A 19,417-nucleotide genomic window follows, 5' to 3' on the forward strand; every position below is an offset into this window, starting at 1 on the left:
AGGAGCGATAGCGTTCGCCTTTGTCTGCGGGAAATATCCGCCGTTTAAGCGGCTTCAATCAAATTTCCTGCAGACAAGAGCGACCGGAAGTGGATACCCCACCCTCTCGTAACCTCTATCACTTCAATTGACCATTTTCTCAACAAGCCAAAGAGAATTCCCGTAAAATTCCACGGAATCCTCTTTCACCTCTCTATGAATCGTATCGGATCAGCACGCCAAGCGCCGAGGACGCTTCACGCTTCAGCACCTCATACGCCTCGACGGCATCAGCCAGCGCGAATTCGTGCGTGATCATCGGCCGGATCGCCAGACGCCCGTTTTCCACGTTGCGGACGAATTCTTGCATATTGCGCCCTTCCGTCCAACGGACGTACGATTTCGGATAATCCAGCCCCTCTTCCTCGTATTGGCGATCATATCGCCCCGGACCGCCTCCCCGGGCAATGACGAAATCCGCTTCCTTCGCGAAAAACAGATCGCGCGAGAACTGAATCGGCACGTTGCCGATCAGAGCGAAGGTGCCGCGAAACGCCAGATGCTGCATGCACGACTCGATCAGTTGCGAGGACGTGGCGTGCGCACACAATGCGATGCTGTCGAAGCCGTGGCCTTCCGTATAAGCGGCGATCCGCTCGGCGAGCAGCGGATCGTCGGCACGATGAACGTCGCTAATGCCGCACGCGGCCGCAAGCTGCAGCCGTTCGTCCTTCATATCCGTGGCGAACACCCGGTAGTTGGCCCGGTCGCCGAGCTGCGCGATCAGCAGGCCGAGCACGCCGAGTCCGGCGACCCATACGGTCTCCCCGAACTGGCGGGCCAGCCTGCGCGTGCTGTGCACGGCCACGGAGCCGAGCCCTACGAACGAAGCCGTCGGCATCGATTCGGGACCGCTCAGCTTGGCGCAAAGCATCTCAGGCACGGACAGCACCTCCGCATGATAAACGTAAGGTCCGCCGTAGCAAGCGACGAAATCTCCCGGCTTCAGCCCCTCCACGGCGCTACCAACCTCCAGCACGGTACCGGCGGCGCTGTAGCCGAGCGCGAAGCCGTCCGGGATGGCCGGATTCGCCAGCAGGCCGAGCTCCGTACCCGGACTGATGGAAGAGTAAATCACCTTCACCAGCACCCGTTTGGGATGCTCCTTCACGGAAGGCTCAGACCGGTCTTCGAGACGCACCTTGTCTTGGCAAGTGACGATCGTCTTCATGCTTCATTCCCCTTTTTCTCCGAAGTTCGTTACTCCGCTTCCTGCTCTTCCAGCTCCAACGCCTGAAGCTCCTGCGGATTTGTTACTTTATACTTGCCTTTAATGTACTGATACGTGCGGTCGTACACTTCGCGCTCAATCGGCGTCTCGGATTGTGCAGCCTTCCAGAGCGTTTTCACCTGTTGATAGAACACGTTGTACGATTTGTTCATAAACTTGTGTTCTTTTCCTGCGTCCAAGTATGCGTAGTAGCGGTTACGCAGCTTCTCGTCCGTCAGCGCCGCGTCGCTCAGCTCGATCTCGACGCCCATGCCGTTATCATAAGCGGCTTGAGCGATCGTGCTCATCCGGTCGACGTTGGCATAAGGATGGAAATAATAGTTCGGCTGCATGGCTGCCACATCGAATCCGTTTTCTTTCCAATCGTTCCAGCCCCGGGCGAAATAATACGGAATCCATTGGAACGTCGCGCCTTTGGAGCGGACATAATCGCCGGTCTGCTTCACCACCTCATGCTCCATCGCGCTTAACTGATGCCCAATGTATTCATTGTACCAATAGAACGAGACGAGCTTCAGGTCAGAGTAATTTTTCGCGTTCCAGCGCTTGTACACCTCGTCGACGTACCACTTGGTCACCTTAAGCCGGTTCTTCGTAGCTTCCGCTTCCCCGACCTCCTTGACGTTCAAGTTCTCGCTGATGCCGTCGCCGTCTACATCGCCGAAATCGCTCTGATCCGTACGCGGATATGGGATTGCGATAACGACCTTTGCCTCGTATTTCCTTCTCGGCATATCCGCCTTCGCTTCCTTCACCGCTTCGTTCAGCGCCCCCAGCTCGTAATCGTCGCGGAACACGCGGTCAAGAAACTTTTCAAAGTGACCTTTGTTTGTCGGCTTCCCCGCCGAACCGTAATTGGTGCCGTCTAACAAAGCAGGGAGCGGTAAGAATAAGAAGCCGTCGAACATATAGTCCTTGCGCTTCATGTTTTGATCCACATAAGAGACATACGGCTTGAAGTCCTCTTTCTTGAACGAAACCCAGTCGCTTGGCTGGTACTGCCATTCTCCGGTATAAATAAGCACTTCATCACGAATGCCTCCCGTCTGCTTTGAGCCCGGACGAGGATACCCTTGATCCGGCTTCGGCGCTTTGTTCGGCTTCAGCTTGCTGCCCGACTTGTCGCGCGTGCCCATGACCTCGATCTCATCGACGAACAGCCAGGATTCCGCCGGAATGTCCATATAGACGTAGCGGGCTACCGTATTGACACCGGTTTTGGCGATCGTTTGCTTCACGGGGCCTTTTTCCGTCGTCGGCAGCGCGCTTTTTACTTTACCGAGATGCTGCCACGTGTTACCGTTCTCCGAGATCGAGTACGAGATTTCGTCCGGGAAAAAGATCCCGTTCGGTAAATCCTGCAGCGTACTGACCTTAATGTCCTGGATCGTCACCGGTTCGCCCAGATCGAGCTTGAAGGTGCGGTAGCCCTGCCACAGCCTACCGACATACGCTTTGTCCGAAAAGGATGTCCCGCCGTAAACGCCGTCCGTCAGCTGCTTGCCCGTATCGTCCGGATAGGCGTCTTCCGTCGGTCCGAAATGCGAGTCGCGCGGATACGGGGTTTCGAACGTATACGGCTTGTTCAAAGCCAAATTTTCCAGAGGCGCAATCGCCTGTGCTGTTTGTTCTGCGGATGCGCCTGCAGCGGGGATGACTATCCCCCCGGCCAGTGCCAAAGACAGAATGGCTGCCGTAATGTTGGATCGTTTTTTCATTTGCTTCCCTCCAGATGGATGAATTGGAATCGAATCATTTATGTTCATTTCCCGGATGCTCTGTCTCACTTAAAGCCTGTCAGCGTAATGCCTTGAATGAACTGCTTCTGCACGAAGAAATACAGCGCGATGATCGGGACCGTGAAGAGCGTCGAAGCGGCCATCAGAAGGCCCCACGAAACTTTGTATTCTCCAATAAACGACCGGAGGCCGACGGACAGCGTCCACTTCTCAGGGTCGTTCAAGTAAATGAGCGGTCCCAGGAAATCGCCCCAAGCGTGCAGAAACGTAAGCAGCGCCACGGTATACAGCGCCGGCCGGGACAAAGGCAGAATCACCTGCCAATAAATGCGGAACTCGGACGCTCCGTCGATTTTGGCCGATTCCGTGAGCTCGTAAGGAATGTTCATAAAAAACTGGCGAAGCAGGAAAATATAATAGGCGGCGCCGAAAAAATTCGGCAAAATAAGCGGCCAATACGAATCGAGCATGTTCATCTGGTTGAACATGACGTAGATCGGCACCATCGTCACCTGAAACGGCAAAATCATCGTCCCCATCATGACGAAAAACAAAAAGTCGCGCCCGCGGAACGCAATCCGCGAGAACCCATACGCCACCAGGGGCGAGGCGAACAGCTGCCCGACCGCAGACAGCACGCAGACGAGCACGGTGTTGAGCGTATACTGAATGAAAGGAATCGTCTGAACCGCCTGCACATAGTTCATCCATTGGATTTTGTCCGGCCACCATACCGTCGGGATCGCGAAAATTTCCTGTTCGGACTTGATGGAGGTAATGAACAGCCAGGCGAACGGAGCCAGAAACAGCAAGCCCGCCAGCGCCAAGCCGATATGCGGCAGCACGGTTTTGCGGACATAGCGTCCCTGCTTCCTCCGAACCCCTGCCCCCGAGCCGGAGCGGGCGATCATCGTCTGCGCCATTATTTTTCACCTCCGTAATACACCCAACGGGCTGACGAGCGGAAAATAAGCAGCGTCAGGCCCAGCACGATCGCGCACAAAATCCACGCCATGCTGGAGGCGTACCCCATATTCAGGAACGAAAAGGCGGTTTGGTACAAATAAATCGCGTAGAACAGCATGGAATTTTCCGGCCCTCCCACGGATTGGGACGCTTCTGCGAAAATAAGCCCCTGCGTGAAAAACTGGAACGAGTTGATCAGACCGTTGATCAGCAAAAACAGCGTCATCGGCGATATGGCAGGCAGCGTGATGTGGCGGAAGCGGCTCCACCGGCCGGCGCCGTCGATTTCGGCGGCTTCGTAGAATACTTTCGGCACGTCCTGCAGCGCCGCCAAGTACATGACCGTCTGCGTGCCGGTGCCCCAGAAGCCCATCAACACTAAGGCCGGCTTCGTCCACATCGGGTCGACGAGCCAGTTCGGCTCGACCATGCCCAGGGCGGCCAGCAGCTTGTTCACAAGCCCGTACTGCGCGTTGAGCAGCCACATCCACAGCAAGGAGCTGGCGACGGCAGGCACCAGCGTCGGCAGGAAATAGATCGTGCGGTACAGCGACTGCCCCCGCACGCTCATATTGAGCAGCATCGCCATCCCGAGAGCGAACGCCAGATGCGGCAGCAGGCCGAACACGGTGATGTAGACCGTATTGTACATGGACAAATAAAACTTGCTGTCCGCGAACAGATTCTTGTAATTTTGCAAACCTACCCATTCGGGCTTGGAAAACAAGTTATATTCCGACAAACTGTAATAAAACGACATCGCAATCGGGTAGAGTTGAAACAAAAGAAAGCCGGCAATCCACGGACTGATAAATAGTAATCCCGTCCATAACGCTTTATTCCTCCGGTGACGGAATCCGGGCGTTGCGGCAGCGGCGCGAGCCATTGCGGCCCCACTCCTTTCGTGTCAGGTTCATCGAAAGGGGAAGTTGCCCCCTCCTCCGGCGCCCTGTTATTTGCTCTTCGCCTTGTCCGCAAGCGGCTGGATTTTCGTCACGACGCGGTCCATCGCTTCCTGCGGCGTCGCCTGCCCTTTCAGCGCTTTTTCCGTTTCTTCGGTCAGCGCCTGCAAATATTCGTTAATGTAGACGCTGTTCGGGAACCCTTGCAGCGTTTTGCTTTTCGCCCGATCGTAGAAATCAAGCATCATGACCAGCTTCTCGTTCTTCCGCAGCTTCGGATCGTCAAGCGCCGGCAGCCAGCTCGGGATCGTCTTCGATTCGATGGAGAATTCCACCTGCGATTCCTGGCCGATCAAATATTGCATGAACTCCCACGCTTCCTCCGGATGCTTCGCCTTTTTCGGAATAAACACCGCGCGAGGTCCGACCATCCCGGAACCTTTCAGATCGGGCCGGTCCGCGGGATACGGGAACGGAGCGATGCCGATCGGGCCGTCCGGCTTCCGTTCGTCGGGGAAGTTGTACTCCCAGCCGATCATCATTGCCAGCTTGCCGGTCAGCAGCGGGTCGTTCGGCGTCCCCCGCTGTCCCATGCCGGAGCGGAATTTGCCGATCTGGTCCATTCCGAACTCTTCATAAAATTTGCGCTGGTAGGCGATCGCCTTGACATTCGCTTCCTGGTTGGCGGTTATTTTCCCGTTCGCGTCCACCCAGCCGCCGCCGAAAATGACCGGCCAAAACACGTTATCGATCCACGGATAATCCGGAATGAAACCGATTTGCGAGATCGTACCGTTTTCGCGCTTGGTCAGCTTTTTGGCGGTATCGAACAGCTCTTCGAGCGTTTCCGGCGGCTTCGCAATGCCCGCATCCTGGAACGCTTTCTTGTTGTACATCAGCGTGCTGGCCATACTGACTGTAAACGGCAGCGCGTAATATTGATCGTTCACCTTCATCCGTTCCAAAGCAGCCGGAATAAAGCTCGCGGTATCGAGCTTGCTCTTCTTCAGGTAATCGGCAAGCGGCAGCACCGCGCCGGCATGCGCCCACGGGCCGATATTGTTCCAGTACGTCAGCGCAACGTCGGGCGGGTTGCCGCCGGAAATCGCCGTGAGCTGCTTCGTCGCGTCCTGGTTGCCCAGCACCTTGACCGTGATGCGGTCCTGACTCTTGTTGAACGCATCGACCCGCGCCGTAATCGGACCGGCGTCTTTATCGGTCCAGACGTGCCAGAAGGTAATCTCCACCTTATCCTTCGGCTTGCCGCCTGCAGCATCGGTCTTGCCCGCGCCGTCGCCTTGAGGCTTCGCCGTTCCGCCGGAGCATCCGGCCAGCCCGGCCACTGAAGCCAAGATGAGGGAAAATGCTGCGAAACCCACTTTTTGAAACGCTTTCATTTTGTGCCACCTCCATCATGTCTCAGGTGGATCTCTCTACTCCGATTCTTTTGTTTATCTTTATACTTTTGTTTTATCTGGGAAAGCCAAAAAAAAGAAAATCCCCCCTTCATGCTGTCCTCTAACTAAACTATACAACATTTCGGCGGAGATTTCCTCCTTTTTTATTTAATTTTATGAATTTATTTTCTAATATAGTTTGTCGACCACGGATTTGGCCGTTTTCTCGATCGCTTGGAACGCTTCCGCTTTGCGCCGCAGAGCCACAATGGTCGATAAAATATCGAGCACATGAATCTGTGCAAGCTTGGAAGCAAAGGCTCCTCCCTGCAGCGGCGTTTCTTTAGACGAAGCGAGCAGCACGGCGTCGGCGTATTGGGTAATGGGCGAGCGGGCGTGGTTCGTCAAGCAGACGATGGTGGCGCCATTTTCGTTCGCTATCCGTACGGCGTCGACCAGATCCTTCGTGCTTCCGGAGGTCGAAATTCCGACGACCACGTCGTCCGGCCCCGTTAAAGCGCAGTTCATCGTGATGATATGGGCATCGTTCGCGCAGAAGGCTTGAAAGCCAAGCCGCATGAAGCGGTGCTGCGCATCCATGGCCGTCACGCCGGACGACCCGACGCCGAAAAAGAAAATCCGTTTTTTGGACAGCAGCGCATCGACCGTTTTTTGCAGCTCTTTTTCCTGCAGCAGGCTCATCGTGTCCTTCAGCGCCTGACTGTTGCTGGACGTGATCTTCTGGGCGATTTCGCCGATCTTGTCGTTCTCGTCAATGGCTCCGTGCACGTTCTCACTCGGGCTGACGAGGTCTTGGGCGACTGCCAGCTTAAACTCCTGGTAACCGCGAAAGCCGAGCTTCCGGCAAAACCGCAGTACGGTCGTCTCACCCGTCGCAGCCATCTCGGCCAAGTCGGTCACGGAGCTGTAGACGACTTTTTCTTTATCCTGCAGGACGACGTCGGCGACCTTCTTCTCGGCCTTCGTCAGCGAGTTGTAGTTGCTTTCGATCCACAGCAGCGCTTTCGCGCCGATTGATTGTTTGTTCATAACTAACCACCTTTTTTATCGTATTCGTTTCATCGGTCAGAATGCCGCTGCCAGCAGTCCGGTTAAATGGTCTGCTTTGTAAACGGCGGTCAACCCGTCCGTCCTCTCGGCTGTTATTCCGTCATATCTGCGCGCGTCGGCTTGTTCGGTATGAAGAAAACGGATCGTCAGCTCGTACGGCCCCTTAAGGCGGAGCGGCTTCGGACGGTTCCCGTTCTCTATGGCGCGGCGCACCGCTGCCTGCAGCTCGCTGCGTACCCGCTGCGGCGCTTTCATCAAGGCGGCATGCCGGCCGAGCGCCGTTTTCGTCTCGTACGCGACGACGCCGGGAAGCTCGTTTGTGGCTTCCACGCACGTTTTGTCATCGCCGGAGACGAACAGCACCGGGACACCCTGCAAGCCGAACAACAGCCCATCCAGCCCGATCTCGCCGATCGGCCGGCCGTTCAGCCGGAGCGACTGCCACCCTTGCGATGTCATCGTATGGTCCCGCACAGCCAGAGGGGTCCCTCCCATCGCATGGTACCCGATCAACAGCGCGCCGTCAAACGTTTCGTCGAGACCGGGAAACCGATTCTCGACCCGGGTCGCGCCCATCACGTAGTCGGCCCCCGGATGCAGCAGCTCGGGAATGAAGTTAAAGCCGCTTCCGTGAGCGTCCTTCACGATAATCCGGGTCGCTCCCGCGTCCAGCAGCGCATCCGTCACGGCATTCGTTTCCAGCGTCAGCAGCCGCCGCGCTTCCTCGTACAGCGGCTCTCCCCTTACCAGTTGTTCCCTCACCGTCACGCCAGAAATCCCTTCCATATCGCAGCTGACGTAAAATTTCATACGATGCTCCCCTTTGTTTGTTATGGCAATGGATCGGTCCGTTTCAATGCGCGCCGGAGCTTGCCTATCTTATGAGTCGTCGGCAGCGTAGTCCTGCAGCTTGCTTTCCGAGATGCGGCAGCCGAGCCCCGGACCTTCCGGCAGGACGACTTCGCCGCTGCGAATCGGCCAGTCTCCTTCAACGGCGTCGTCTTTCAGGAACATCGGTCCGTTCAGATCGACCGGGTCCGTCAGCTCCAAATAACGGAACAGGTGCGCGGAGGCAACCAGCCCGAGCTTCGACTCCGTCAGCCCGCCGCCGAGCAAGCCGAGCCCGCTCTCCCGGGCGATCTCGCCGCACAGCTTGGCGCCGCGGAGGCCGCCCATCTTCGTCAGCTTGATGACGATGGAATCGCAAGCTTCGCTGCGCAGCGCTTCCAGTACACCGCTCGGCGACCAAACGCTCTCGTCCAGCGCGATCGGGATGGAAACCTTGCGGCGCAGCTCGGCATGACCGTGGAGCTGATTGGCCGGCAGCGGCTGCTCAAGCACGTCGACGCCGATGCGTTCGAGACCTTTGGCCAGTTGAATCGCTTGCGTGAGACGATAAGCCTGATTCGCATCCACGCGAAAAAATAACTTCGGCGCTTCCTGCTTCACCGCCGCGACGATATCCAGATCGTTCGCCGGATTCAGCCCGATTTTTACATCGACGCCGGTGTAGCCTTCGTCCACGGCCTCCCGCGCTTTGTGCGCGGCTTCCTCCGGACTGTCAGTGCTGATCAGATAAGACAGGCGGACCGGGTGCGAGAAGCCCGACTGCCATAGTGCCGCTACCGGCAGACCGTAGCTGCGGGCGATCAGATCGTGAAGCGCGGTATCCACGGCCGCCTTGGCGATCGGCTGGCCCGGATGAAGGCTGCCTGCGAGCTCGCGGTTCATCATCCTGTGAACCGCCGCCAAGTCGTCGGCGCGCTGCCCGAGCAGCACCGGCCTCAGGTAGTTGGAAACGGCGCTGCATACGGATTCGGGCGTCTCGTAGCTCCAGCGGGGACTCGGTCGCGCTTCCCCCCAGCCTTCGACGCCGTTGTCTCCCGTGATGCGGACATATACATGCGGCGCTCCGGCGGATACGGCGCCGACCGTTCCTTGGGAGATACGGAACGATTGCTTCATCGGGAGGCGGAGCGGGAATACGTCAATGGCGGAAATGCGGATCATGACAGGAACCCCCTATGTTCGCAAGTACTAGTTCCATTATACTATACGCAATAGAGATTATCTTCATTTTTTTAATACAATGAGGAATTTTTCTCCCAAAAAAAGGTTTACGGAAAGCGCTTGCTCCTTATATAATGGAATTGATCTCCAGACTGAAGTTCATTTAAGGAGCATTTTTTCAAAACGAACCCGATGGCAGGTGACCTATGAACGCGCACGAGACGGACCGACTCGAAACCGAGACCCGGGACCCGCAGGCTCCCGAACTGGATTTGATGACAACGGCGGACTTGGTCCGCTATATGAATGAAGCCGACCGGTCGGTGCCCGGTCATGTCGGAGAAAGTCTGGCCGACATCACCGCCGCGGTGGACGTCATTGTGGAAGCGATCCGAGGCGGCGGCAGGCTGTTTTATGTCGGAGCGGGCACGAGCGGCAGACTCGGGCTGCTTGATGCCTACGAATGCCCGCCGACTTTCGGCACCTCGCCCTACCTCGTGCAGGCCGTCATGGCCGGAGGAAGCGGCATGCTGCAGGCCGACGAAGCCGCCGAGGACCGGGCCGAAGGCGGCGCGGAGGATCTTGAAGCCCGCGGGCTCTCGCCGCGGGACGTCGTCGTCGGCATCGCCGCCAGCGGCCGGACGCCTTATGTCGCCGGCGCGCTGCGCTACGCGCGCGAGGTCGGCGCAGCCACCGTTGCCGTGAGCTGCGTTCGCGGCTCGCTGATCGGCGCGCTGGCCGATACCGTTATCGAAGTACCGGTCGGACCGGAGGTCGTCACCGGTTCCACCCGCTTAAAAGCGGGCACGGCGCAAAAGCTGGTGCTGAACATGCTCAGCACCGTAACGATGATCCGCCTCGGCAAGGTGTACGGCAACCTGATGGTTGACATGCAGCCGACGAACGGCAAGCTGCTGCGCCGGGCGGAGCGAATCGTCGAGATGGCGACCGGCGCCAAGCCGGAGGCGGCGGCGCACACGCTGCGGCAGACGGGCGGCGATGTGAAGACCGCCATCGTTATGCTGCTCGGTCCGGCTCCGGATGCCGGACGGGCAAGCCGCCTGCTGCGACAGGCGGGCGGCAGCGTGCGGGAGGCGCTCCGGCTCGCGCGGGAGGATGCGTGATTCGCGCGCGGAGCGGTGAGCGTTATGAGGCTTAGAGTCCCCCCATATTTCAAGCAAAGCGAGGAACGGCCGATGAAACCGATCACGGGCACGTGGTTCGATTTTTACCATTGCAATCCATATGAAGGCGACACTTGGAACGCGGCGACCCAGCAGTTTACAGCACACGATTGGGAGCTGAAAATGACGGAAATGGCGGAAACCGGCATGGATACCTTCGTCCTGCTCAGCGTGGCGCTGTACGGCAAAGCGTTCTATCCGTCGGAAGTGATGCCTTGGCGCTGGGATACCGTCTGCCCAGATCCGCTCGAAGCAGTGCTGGCCGCGGGAGATAAGCTGAATGTCTCGTTGTACCTCGGGCTCGGCTTTTTCACGACGCCGATTATGGGTCAGCTGTCGCTCGACGGCGATTATTCCCGCCTGCGCATCGATGTTGCGAAGGAGCTGGCGGAGAAATACGGGCACCATCCTTCCTTTGCCGGTTGGTATTTCCCTGTGGAAGCGGCGATCCGCGAATATTTTCCGGACAACTATATCGCGTATGCGAACGATTTGGCCAATCTGTGCCGCAAGCATGGCCCGAGCAAGGTGCTGATCGCACCTTACGGCACCCGCACGGTAAAAGCTGATGACCGTTTCGTCGCGCAGCTTCGTGCACTAGAGGTCGATTACATCGCCTATCAGGACGAGCTCGGCGTCAACCGGACGACCCACGAGGAGGCGAAACGAACGTTCGCCTCCCTGCGGGAAGCGCATGATCGGGCAGGCAAGCCGCTTTGGGCGGACGTGGAGTTATTCCGTTTTCAAGGGAAGGTACTCTACCCTCCTGACTTCGAACGGATCGAGCGGCAATTGATGACCGTATCGCCTTGGGTGGACAAAGTGCTCGGCTATCAATATCTGGGTATGATGAACAAGCCCGGCAGTCCGGTTCACGCAGGGCATGAATCGTCCGTCAAGCTGTACGAAGATTATATCGCGTTTCTGGACCGGAATGGTCTGCGTACGCCTGGTAAGGAGCGTTCGTCTCATGCGTAAGGTTGTTTTGGGTATTGATTTGGGAGGCACGAACATCAAAGCGGGAATTGTAGACGACAGCGGCGAGGTGCTGAAGCATACGGTTACCCCGACTCAAGCGGAGCAAGGACGCGATGCGCTGCTGGGCAGGCTGCGCGCCATCATCGAAGACTTCCATGTGCACACCGCATCGGCCAGCCTGCTGCCTGCGGGCATTGGCGTCGGCACAGCCGGCTACGTTGAGCCGCTGAGCGGACGGGTCGCTTATGCCACGCCGAACTTGCCGGGCTGGACCGGACTGCAGCTGCGCGATGCCTTGGAGCAAGCTTCCTCCTTGCCGGTCGCCGTGGCGAACGACGCGCACGCGATGGCCGTCGGTGAAGCATGGCTCGGAGCCGGACGGCCGTACCGCGACTTCATCTGCGTCACGCTGGGTACCGGCGTCGGCGGCTCGCGCATTATCGATGGACGGCCGGACTACGGCGGCAGCGGCTTTGCCGGGGGCTTCGGCCATATGGTTATCGCTTGGGGAGGCCAGCCCTGCAACTGCGGCCTATCCGGCTGCTATGAGCAGTACGCCTCGGTAACCGCGCTGCTTCGGCTCGCAGCCGAAGCAGGACTTCGCGGCGAAGAGCTGCCGGACGGCGCCAAATCGATTTTTGACCTGGCAGCGGCGGGACATCATGGCGCTTCGGCCATCATTGAGCAATACGCCGAATACGCGGCGGTCGGTCTTATCAGCCTCGCGCATGTGCTGAATCCGCAGGCGATCGTGCTCGGCGGAGCCGTCACCGCCCAAGGCGACGCGCTGCTGGGACGGATCCGCCGGATCGTCCGTGAACGCGCTATGCCGGTATACCGCGAAACGCCTATCGTTGCGGCCGAGCTCGGCAACGCCGCAGGCGTCGCCGGGGCCGCCAAGCTTGCATGGGACCGGCTGAGTGGCGGCAGATCGGATGAAGACGTCTAAGCTAAGGATACTTGAGCAAAGAAGACCGGGCCGAAGCCATTGGACCGTCTCTTACGCCTGAATGAAGAATGGTAGCACTGTTGGCCCTGCTCCGCTTGATTGAGAGGGCCTCACTATTGACCTACTTCGCTTGGATGAATAAGGGCGCGTTCGCTTCCCATCCTTCGGGGAAGCCGGAACCGCAGCTGTAGTTTCGCATGAGATGGCTTCACTCGCCTATGTGGCGCTTGCGGCAGCTGCATTTCTCAACCTTTCTAGTCCCTTCTGAATATTTAGAGGAACTGGCATGCGTTATTCCACCTAAATTGGCTTACCTAATCGTAATAGAGCACCTGTGATCACTTATCGCCGCCATCCTGAAGGAGTATAACTTTTTTCGACACGTTTAAAGCACCTGATCTCCTCTATACTCTCACAATCGTTCCAACGTTTCGTATAACTCACCACAGTTCCTCTATTTTCAGCCTTTGACGGACCAATTTTTTGTTGGTCCGTTTCATGTTCTTTTGGACGATGTCCAAGAAAGAAGCGAGCCCTCCCGGCTTACGCAGCGGTAATGGCTCGCTCCCTTGCGAATGAACTACTACGACCTGTGCTGCCGCAGCTTAACTGGTCCCCGTTAACTTGACGGTAATGCTTCTTCCGATTCCACTCAGAACTCCCTGTACCAAGCTTCTCAGAACGCACATTATTGATCAAACGGATGATCTTCTTTGTATATTTTAATAAGTTTTTCTCAGCAAACGTCGGATGAAATTATGGCTATTTATAAAATTAATACAATTAATAATTCATTTCATTAATTATCCGTGACGCGAAAGGCGCACAAAGCAGACCGCCATTTGCTAACCGCTCGGTAGATGACCCGCTCCAAACCAAGCGCCCCCCGTGTCGCTGCAACCGGTCGATAACCGGCTTGCAACAAGAGCCCACTCACAATAGCCCCCCTAACAAACCACCGCCGCCCCATGCCCCACGGCTACACCGGCCCCAGGACGGGCCACGCCAACTCCACGCCGCGCCTAACCAGCGCGCTTTGGAAGTCGGCGAGCCGGGCCGAATCGCGGCGTACTTGACGCGGAGAGACTCCCCGCTGCAAGCAGTATGCGGCCAGCGCACCTGCGGCTTCGCCGATATTCCACTCTACCGGGTGCAGACGGTAGCAGCCGTTCGTCAAATGCGTGACGCCGATGTTTTTGCAGGCGGGCAGCAGATTGTCCATCCGCACCGGAATCAGGCTGCCGAGCGGAATGTGAAACGGCAGGCTTGGGATATAGAAGCCTTCGCGGCCGCCTGTCGTCGGGTGCAGGTCGATTCGGTAGCTGCCTATACCGACGCTGTCGTGGAATGGCTCCGCGCCGACGTTCGCTCCGCGAGCCTCGGGGCTGATATGCTGCTCCTTGACCGTAAACTCCGCCCGGATGCGGCGGGATTCGCGGATGTACGGCGCCTTAGCCAGTCCGTCCGCCGTCCCCGTCACATCGCCGCGCAGTCGCAGGCCGGGATACCCGTTCCCGCCGTCGGGCCGGGGCGCTTCGGTTTGCAGCCAGTACAGCAGGCTAAGGCTCAGCTGCTTAGCCCCTTCTAAATGGCGCCGTCGCTCTTCTTCCGACACCTCATAGACACTGCCGAGCCAGTAGTCGTTCTGCGGCCAGTTGACGAGGGTCAAGTCGCTGTCGAACGCCCCCGGGGCAAACTGCGACCGGTCGGCAATCCGCCGGTAATCCCATAACGAAAAAGCGCCGGTTTCGGGAAACAGCGAAAAGCGTTTCACCGCCTCGTTCGTTTTCAGCGGCGTCCAGCTAAACATCCGGTCCCGCTGAAACGGAGCCTGATAGCTGCGCCAGAACTCGTACGCCGCCGGCTTCTCGATCGTATGGTCCTCTCCCTCGCGGTAATCGAGAGCGAAGCACCACGTCACCGATTGAATGTCGAGCGGCTCCGGCTCCCCTTCGAGCGCATGCGGCTCCCCGGTATCCCGGCGCGATTCGGCGCCCGTCACGTACTCCGTGCCGGTCAGCGGCAGCAGATCGCCGCATTCCGTCGCATCAAGCAAGTAGTGTGCTTCGACGACGACACGGTCGCCGGACAGCGTATGCTCCAGCGTGACGGAGCGGACCGTATCGCCGTCCGTATCCGCCGCTGTCGGGCGAACGTTGAGCAGCAGCGTGATTCGTCCCGCATGGATATGCGGAGCGAGCATATCCTTCAGCACGGACAGAGCGACGCGCGGGTCGCAGGAGAGGCGGCTGACGCTGGCCATCCCCGGATTGAACCGGTCGCTGCGCATCGCTTCCGCAGTCAGCGGATAGTTCGCTTTGTAATACCCGCGAACGCGGTTGCGGAACTCCCGGTACTTGCGGGTACTGCCGAACTGTTCGATCCAGCGGTGCTCGTCCGCCGGAACGGCTTGACTCGTGAACTGTCCGCCGATCCAATCCGTCTCCTCCGTAAGCACGATCCGCATTCCGGCTTCCGCCGCGGCAAGCGCTGCGGCACAGCCTCCGATCCCGCCGCCGATCACGGCAATGTCACATCCGTACTGCCGATTCATAGCCCGGACCTCCTTTGCGCTTCCCCTGTGCCGCCCCCGCTTCCAGACCATCCAAACGGCTGTTTACGGCCTCAGCAAAGTGCTGTGTGATGAGCTGCGGGCGGGTGATGGCTCCGCCAACGACCACGAACGTCGCTCCCGCTTCGATCGCCGCTTCGGCTTCTTCGGCGCTAAAAATGCGACCTTCCGCAGCAAGCGGAACGGTCAGCCGGGCGGATAACCGCCGGACAAGCTCCAGGTCCGGCTTCTTCGTCTGCGGGCTGTACGGCGTATAACCGGACAATGTCGTCGACACGATGTCGAAGCCAAGTCGCTCGGCGGCGAGCCCCTCCTCTTCCGTGGACACGTCGGCCATCGCAAGCACTCCCGCTTCGCGAATCCGCTCCAGCAGCGGAACAACCCGCTCCAGCCGGCTTTCCCGGTTCGTCACATCAAGCGCGACGATATCGGCTCCGGCCGCAAGAATCGCCTCCACGTCTTCCAACTCGGGGGTAATATAAATCTCCGAGCCCGGAATATCCCGCTTAAGCAGCCCGATCACGGGGAGTTGTACCGCAGCCTTGATGCTGCGGATGTCGTCTACGCCATTCGTGCGGATCGCCACCGCTCCTCCGATAACCGCCGCCTTCGCCATGCGGGCCATAATCCCTTCGCCGTACAGCGGCTCCCCAGGAAACGCCTGGCACGATACGATCAACCCGGGCGGCATCGGCAGCCGCTTTAGTCCGATAGATGTCATTGATTCTCCCTCCCGATGCCCCAAGAATCGTCCAGCTTCATGGAGGCCAAAATACCGGCGAACGTCGCCGCTTTCCGAAACGTCGTGCTGACCGGAGCCCGCTCCGGATCGTGCTGCAAGCCTTTCGGCGTGAACACCGACCAGCCCTCCCGCGTGAGCCGGCCGTTCAGCTCCTTCAAACGGCCTTCGGCATAATCGCGGGCTTCGGGGAGATGAGCGTATCGGGTGAACGCCAAGTCGATCTCCCACACATTGCTCCAATCCCTGCACCACCACGGTGCTTCGTTGCCGTCGTGCGGCCCTTCCTTCATGGCAGCCAGCATCCGGCGCACCGCCGCTTCCGCCGTCTCCTGCCACTGCCGCTGCAGCTCCTGCGGGAGCAGAGGCAGCGCCGTGGCCGCAAAAGCGACGATAATCCCCTGATAGCTGACGCTGTTGCCCATCGCAACGCTTCCGTCCCAGTGCTCGATGTATGGCCACCAATCGGGCTCGTGCTTGCCGAACCGCTCGATCAAGTGGCGGAATACACGGACGGTCTGCTCCAGCAGGGGGGCGTCCCCGTGCAACTCGTACGCCCGGGCGAACGTATGCGCCGCGTACATATCTCCGTTCAGCACGTCATGATGCCGCGCATTCGGATTTTTATAGACAGCCCCGGGCTTCTCCGCCGCGACTTCCGTAAGCAAATAATGGGCTGACCGGATCAGGCTTTCTTTCGCTTCTTCAGAGCCGGTATGACGGTGCAGCAGATACAGGCTGTTCGCCACCGCGCCGATTTCGGCGATGTCAACCGTTTCCGGGTCACCGTGCTTGACGTAATAGGGCTGGCCGAACGCCCCGTCCGACCGCTGCCGCTTGAGCACGTTCGCCGCTAAGCCCGAAGCGATGCCAAGTCCCTCTCCTCCATGCAAACGATAATCCAGAACGAAGAAGGCCGCGACCTGACCCGTCGTGCAGCAGCTCGCCAAAGCGCCGAGCTCGTCATCCCGGATGCCGAGGCTGCCGTCCGATTGTTGTTCAAGCCAATCCGTAAAATAGGTCGTTAAAGTTCGCACCAAGGATGAAACGATGGAATCCATGACTCACTCTCCTCTGACTGCATTCTCCATTACTATATCATAAAATGGAGGATTTCTCCTCTAATATTTTTGTTTTATGGAGAAATTTTCCCGCGTCTTCCTTGACAGTCCGCATCCGGACAGACTACTCTTAATGTAACAATAGAGAAAAAGAGAGAATAACTTTAGGCCAGCCGGGGGTGCAAGTCCATGTGGAGACCGATCCCATGGTTTCGCAATACATCTTTTAAAAGGAAGCTGTTCGTTTACTCCCTCGTCATCAGCCTGCTGCCCGTCATACTGACCGGAACCGTCCTTGCGCGCATGGCGGCCGTGGCCATTCAAGACGAGGTCAACCAAAACCAGCAGATCGTTTTACAAGAAATGCAGCGCCAGGTCGATTCGTTCTGGGCCGGGCTCGATAAAGCTTCCATTCAGCTCGCCAATCACCGGGCTTTGGAGCAAGCGGTGCAGCTTGGGTCTTCCGGCAAATATTTGGACGAAATGCAGGAACTGGCCGATACGATTCAAAAGCAGCGGAGCATTTCCGAGTTTCAATATGACGTTTCCGTCATCTTTTTGAAATTCGGCAAAGTGTATTCCAGCAAACACGGCTTCATCGAGTTTAATGAATTCGCTTACCGCAATATTATTGACCGGATTCCGCCTCATTTCCGCTCCGAGATCATAGCGCCCGACACCTATCCAGGGCAGGACGAGCTGCTCTATTTACGACCGGTACCGATTTTCTCCGACACGCAGGGAAGCGGAATTCTGGTGCTCCATATTCAAAAGGACAAGCTGGCCGATTTTGCCGCGCATGTTCCCTTAGGGGGAAACCGCAAGCTGTACGTCTTCGACGAGAAAGGCGTTGTCTTGATCAGCAGGACGCCCGGGGAAATCGGCACCCGGCCTGCCCTGTTCGCCGGCGGCTTACCTCGGTACTACTCCGGCAAGCCCGCAGAGACGGACATCGGCGGAGAGAAGTACCAGCTCACCGTCCGGCAGTCGGATTATACGCGGTGGACGCATGTGGCTATGACGCCCGAGAAGGAGCTGACCCGGCAAGCGGACCGGATTCAGGTGACGACGTTCGGGATCGTGCTGCTGCTCGCCGTTTTTTGGACGCTGATTGCCCGCTTCGGCTCCACCCGGATGTATGGTCCCGTACAGCATCTGCTGCAGCGGCTTCTGCCCCCGTCTCGCGACGATTCCCCCGCTGCGTCCAGCAACGAGTGGCATGCGCTCGATGCCTACGTGACCGGGATGCTCCAAACGAACGAGCAGCTGCGCCGGCAGTTAAATGAGCAATCGCCATATCTAAAAGAAACGATCGTGCATCAGCTGCTGCGCGGTGAAATGAACAGCAACGAGGCGGAACGGGTACGGCAGACGTTCGGCTTCCAGCTCCGGGGCAGCCGGTATGCGGTGTGCCTGCTCGATATTGATGACTATGCCCGCTTTCAGCAGCAGTACCAAGACAAAGACCGGTCCCTCATGATGTTCGCCCTGCGCAAAATGACAGAGGAAGTGTTCGAAGAGCGGTTTTCCTGCGCATCCGGCATTACCATGCCAGGCCAAATGGCGCTGATCGTCGGACTCGAAAAAGGCGACGCCGCACTGGAAAACCTGCTGCTTGCGGCGCAGAAGCTGCTCGACACTTCCTGCAAATATTTCCAATTCTCCGTAACGATCGCCTGCTCTCACCCCGTCTTGACGTATCGCGACATCAACGACGCCTACCGGGAGGCACGGGACTTGCTCGGCTACCGGCTGCTGTACGGACCGGGCAAGCTGCTGACGCCGCAGCAGGTCGTTCCGGCTGAAAACCAGCTTGCAAGCGATATCATCAAACGGGAGAAGCTGATCGTTACCGCCGTCATGCAGGGAAAAGCGGACGAAGCTGCAGAGCTGCTGCACGAATGGGTACGGGACATGCCGCAATTCGTCCGGCATTTCAATGCGGCGCTCGGCTTGTTCGCCCACCTGATCGGCGAGCTGGTTCTCTACATGCAGGAACTGGAGCTGGCCCCGCACGAGGTGTTCGGAGAAGATCCTTACAAGCGGCTGTACGAAATGACGACGATGAACGAAGTGGCGGAATGGCTGGCGGGCACGGTATTTCCCTCGATCGCCGAACGGCTGGAGCTGGCGCATACCGGCAAACAGCAGCGCATGGCCGCCGATGTCATCCGGTTTATCCACAGCCACTTCGATACGGATTTGTCGCTTCAGCAATTGGCCGACCGGCTCCATATCTCTCCTTCCCAGCTCAGCCGCATGTTCAAGGAAGAGACGGGGATGAACTTTATCGATTATCTCATCCGGTTCCGGATGGACAAGGCCAAAGAATGGCTGGCGCATACCGAGATGCCGATCAAAGATATTGCGGAGAGACTCAGCTATACCTCCGTTCAAAATTTTACCCGAGTGTTCAAGCAATACGAGCAGCTTCCACCGGGCGAATACCGCAAGCGGTTTCGGGGCGCTTGAAGCTCTTCCGCCCCTGCTGTTTTCCTTCAAACGCCGATGTTTCGGGCCCTTCCGAACGGCGTTTTTTTCTTGTCATCGCCGTTCCCCCATAACGATAAATCCCGTCA

Annotated in this window: 16 protein-coding genes; 5 read left to right on the forward strand and 11 right to left on the reverse strand. The window is 58.1% G+C overall.

Features of this window, described 5'->3' with window-relative positions; all coding sequences use genetic code 11:
- Positions 1–193: 193 nt before the first annotated feature.
- The 8 genes from NI000_RS13210 to NI000_RS13245 all read right to left on the reverse strand — a co-directional run bounded on the left by NI000_RS13210 (position 194) and on the right by NI000_RS13245 (position 9,355).
- On the reverse strand, positions 194–1,210 hold the full coding sequence (locus NI000_RS13210; protein ID WP_253411213.1) for a zinc-dependent alcohol dehydrogenase: 1,017 nt from the start codon (positions 1,208–1,210) through the stop codon (positions 194–196).
- Between the two features lie 29 nt (positions 1,211–1,239).
- Positions 1,240–2,988, reverse strand: coding sequence for a DUF4855 domain-containing protein (locus NI000_RS13215; RefSeq protein ID WP_253411215.1), 1,749 nt, complete (start codon positions 2,986–2,988; stop codon positions 1,240–1,242).
- Positions 2,989–3,053: 65 nt separating this feature from the next.
- The gene (locus NI000_RS13220; protein ID WP_054973389.1) at positions 3,054–3,932 is read right to left on the reverse strand and encodes a carbohydrate ABC transporter permease; all 879 of its coding nucleotides are present in this window, start codon (positions 3,930–3,932) and stop codon (positions 3,054–3,056) included.
- Positions 3,932–4,861: a carbohydrate ABC transporter permease gene (locus NI000_RS13225; RefSeq protein ID WP_253411217.1), complete on the reverse strand. Its 930-nt coding sequence runs from the start codon at positions 4,859–4,861 to the stop codon at positions 3,932–3,934. Before NI000_RS13225 ends, NI000_RS13220 begins: the two co-directional genes overlap by 1 nt.
- Before the next feature lie 66 nt (positions 4,862–4,927).
- Positions 4,928–6,274 carry an ABC transporter substrate-binding protein gene (locus NI000_RS13230; RefSeq protein ID WP_253411219.1) on the reverse strand — a complete coding sequence of 449 codons (1,347 nt, stop codon included), beginning with the start codon at positions 6,272–6,274 and terminating at the stop codon, positions 4,928–4,930.
- A gap of 189 nt (positions 6,275–6,463) precedes the next feature.
- Positions 6,464–7,324 (reverse strand): MurR/RpiR family transcriptional regulator, encoded by an 861-nt coding sequence (locus NI000_RS13235; protein ID WP_010495463.1) that lies wholly within the window; start codon positions 7,322–7,324, stop codon positions 6,464–6,466.
- A 36-nt stretch (positions 7,325–7,360) separates the two neighbouring features.
- Complete coding sequence (locus tag NI000_RS13240) at positions 7,361–8,155, reverse strand: M55 family metallopeptidase (RefSeq protein ID WP_253411221.1); 795 nt, start codon at positions 8,153–8,155, stop codon at positions 7,361–7,363.
- Positions 8,156–8,224: 69 nt separating this feature from the next.
- The gene (locus tag NI000_RS13245; RefSeq protein WP_253411223.1) at positions 8,225–9,355 is read right to left on the reverse strand and encodes a mandelate racemase/muconate lactonizing enzyme family protein; all 1,131 of its coding nucleotides are present in this window, start codon (positions 9,353–9,355) and stop codon (positions 8,225–8,227) included.
- 206 nt (positions 9,356–9,561) lie between these two features.
- Between NI000_RS13245 and murQ the strand changes: the two genes are divergently transcribed.
- The 4 genes from murQ (at position 9,562) to NI000_RS36750 (ending at position 12,657) form a co-directional block, all read left to right on the forward strand.
- A complete protein-coding gene (gene murQ, locus NI000_RS13250; RefSeq protein WP_301292487.1) occupies positions 9,562–10,479 on the forward strand; it encodes an N-acetylmuramic acid 6-phosphate etherase in 918 nt (305 codons plus the stop codon).
- A gap of 72 nt (positions 10,480–10,551) precedes the next feature.
- Complete coding sequence (locus NI000_RS13255) at positions 10,552–11,517, forward strand: DUF4434 domain-containing protein (protein WP_253411227.1); 966 nt, start codon at positions 10,552–10,554, stop codon at positions 11,515–11,517.
- Entirely contained in the window at positions 11,510–12,466 is a 957-nt protein-coding gene (locus NI000_RS13260) for an ROK family protein (RefSeq protein WP_253411229.1), read from the forward strand. The genes NI000_RS13255 and NI000_RS13260 overlap by 8 nt, the downstream gene beginning before the upstream one ends.
- 68 nt (positions 12,467–12,534) lie before the next feature.
- The gene (locus NI000_RS36750) at positions 12,535–12,657 is read left to right on the forward strand and encodes a hypothetical protein (protein ID WP_301292488.1); all 123 of its coding nucleotides are present in this window, start codon (positions 12,535–12,537) and stop codon (positions 12,655–12,657) included.
- A 788-nt stretch (positions 12,658–13,445) separates the two neighbouring features.
- On the opposite strand, the gene NI000_RS13265 is transcribed toward NI000_RS36750, so the two are convergent.
- Genes NI000_RS13265 through NI000_RS13275 form a run of 3 tightly spaced genes read right to left on the reverse strand, consistent with a single transcriptional unit; the run spans position 13,446 to position 16,838 of the window.
- Positions 13,446–15,020 carry an FAD-dependent oxidoreductase gene (locus NI000_RS13265; RefSeq protein ID WP_253411231.1) on the reverse strand — a complete coding sequence of 525 codons (1,575 nt, stop codon included), beginning with the start codon at positions 15,018–15,020 and terminating at the stop codon, positions 13,446–13,448.
- The gene (locus NI000_RS13270) at positions 14,998–15,759 is read right to left on the reverse strand and encodes an N-acetylmannosamine-6-phosphate 2-epimerase (protein WP_253411233.1); all 762 of its coding nucleotides are present in this window, start codon (positions 15,757–15,759) and stop codon (positions 14,998–15,000) included. Before NI000_RS13270 ends, NI000_RS13265 begins: the two co-directional genes overlap by 23 nt.
- Positions 15,756–16,838, reverse strand: coding sequence for a hypothetical protein (locus tag NI000_RS13275; RefSeq protein ID WP_253411235.1), 1,083 nt, complete (start codon positions 16,836–16,838; stop codon positions 15,756–15,758). Before NI000_RS13275 ends, NI000_RS13270 begins: the two co-directional genes overlap by 4 nt.
- Before the next feature lie 189 nt (positions 16,839–17,027).
- Here NI000_RS13275 and NI000_RS13280 point away from each other — a divergent pair, with 189 nt between their 5' ends.
- Entirely contained in the window at positions 17,028–19,310 is a 2,283-nt protein-coding gene (locus NI000_RS13280) for an AraC family transcriptional regulator (protein WP_253411237.1), read from the forward strand.
- Positions 19,311–19,417 lie beyond the last annotated feature (107 nt).

It is taken from the genome of Paenibacillus tyrphae (assembly GCF_024158745.1).
Taxonomy (GTDB): domain Bacteria; phylum Bacillota; class Bacilli; order Paenibacillales; family NBRC-103111; genus Paenibacillus_G; species Paenibacillus_G tyrfis_A.

What these genes read in the sequence shown, in the direction of transcription:
- NI000_RS13235 (WP_010495463.1), bottom strand. Translation starts at nt 7,324, where the DNA reads ATGAACAAACAATCAATCGGCGCGAAAGCGCTGCTGTGGATCGAAAGC.
- NI000_RS13225 (WP_253411217.1), bottom strand. Translation starts at nt 4,861, where the DNA reads ATGGCTCGCGCCGCTGCCGCAACGCCCGGATTCCGTCACCGGAGGAAT.
- NI000_RS13275 (WP_253411235.1), bottom strand. Translation starts at nt 16,838, where the DNA reads ATGGATTCCATCGTTTCATCCTTGGTGCGAACTTTAACGACCTATTTT.
- NI000_RS13210 (WP_253411213.1), bottom strand. Translation starts at nt 1,210, where the DNA reads ATGAAGACGATCGTCACTTGCCAAGACAAGGTGCGTCTCGAAGACCGG.
- NI000_RS36750 (WP_301292488.1), top strand. Translation starts at nt 12,535, where the DNA reads ATGGTAGCACTGTTGGCCCTGCTCCGCTTGATTGAGAGGGCCTCACTA.
- NI000_RS13230 (WP_253411219.1), bottom strand. Translation starts at nt 6,274, where the DNA reads ATGAAAGCGTTTCAAAAAGTGGGTTTCGCAGCATTTTCCCTCATCTTG.
- NI000_RS13270 (WP_253411233.1), bottom strand. Translation starts at nt 15,759, where the DNA reads ATGACATCTATCGGACTAAAGCGGCTGCCGATGCCGCCCGGGTTGATC.
- NI000_RS13255 (WP_253411227.1), top strand. Translation starts at nt 10,552, where the DNA reads ATGAAACCGATCACGGGCACGTGGTTCGATTTTTACCATTGCAATCCA.
- NI000_RS13265 (WP_253411231.1), bottom strand. Translation starts at nt 15,020, where the DNA reads ATGAATCGGCAGTACGGATGTGACATTGCCGTGATCGGCGGCGGGATC.
- NI000_RS13220 (WP_054973389.1), bottom strand. Translation starts at nt 3,932, where the DNA reads ATGGCGCAGACGATGATCGCCCGCTCCGGCTCGGGGGCAGGGGTTCGG.
- NI000_RS13215 (WP_253411215.1), bottom strand. Translation starts at nt 2,988, where the DNA reads ATGAAAAAACGATCCAACATTACGGCAGCCATTCTGTCTTTGGCACTG.
- murQ (WP_301292487.1), top strand. Translation starts at nt 9,562, where the DNA reads ATGAACGCGCACGAGACGGACCGACTCGAAACCGAGACCCGGGACCCG.
- NI000_RS13280 (WP_253411237.1), top strand. Translation starts at nt 17,028, where the DNA reads ATGTGGAGACCGATCCCATGGTTTCGCAATACATCTTTTAAAAGGAAG.
- NI000_RS13240 (WP_253411221.1), bottom strand. Translation starts at nt 8,155, where the DNA reads ATGAAATTTTACGTCAGCTGCGATATGGAAGGGATTTCTGGCGTGACG.
- NI000_RS13245 (WP_253411223.1), bottom strand. Translation starts at nt 9,355, where the DNA reads ATGATCCGCATTTCCGCCATTGACGTATTCCCGCTCCGCCTCCCGATG.
- NI000_RS13260 (WP_253411229.1), top strand. Translation starts at nt 11,510, where the DNA reads ATGCGTAAGGTTGTTTTGGGTATTGATTTGGGAGGCACGAACATCAAA.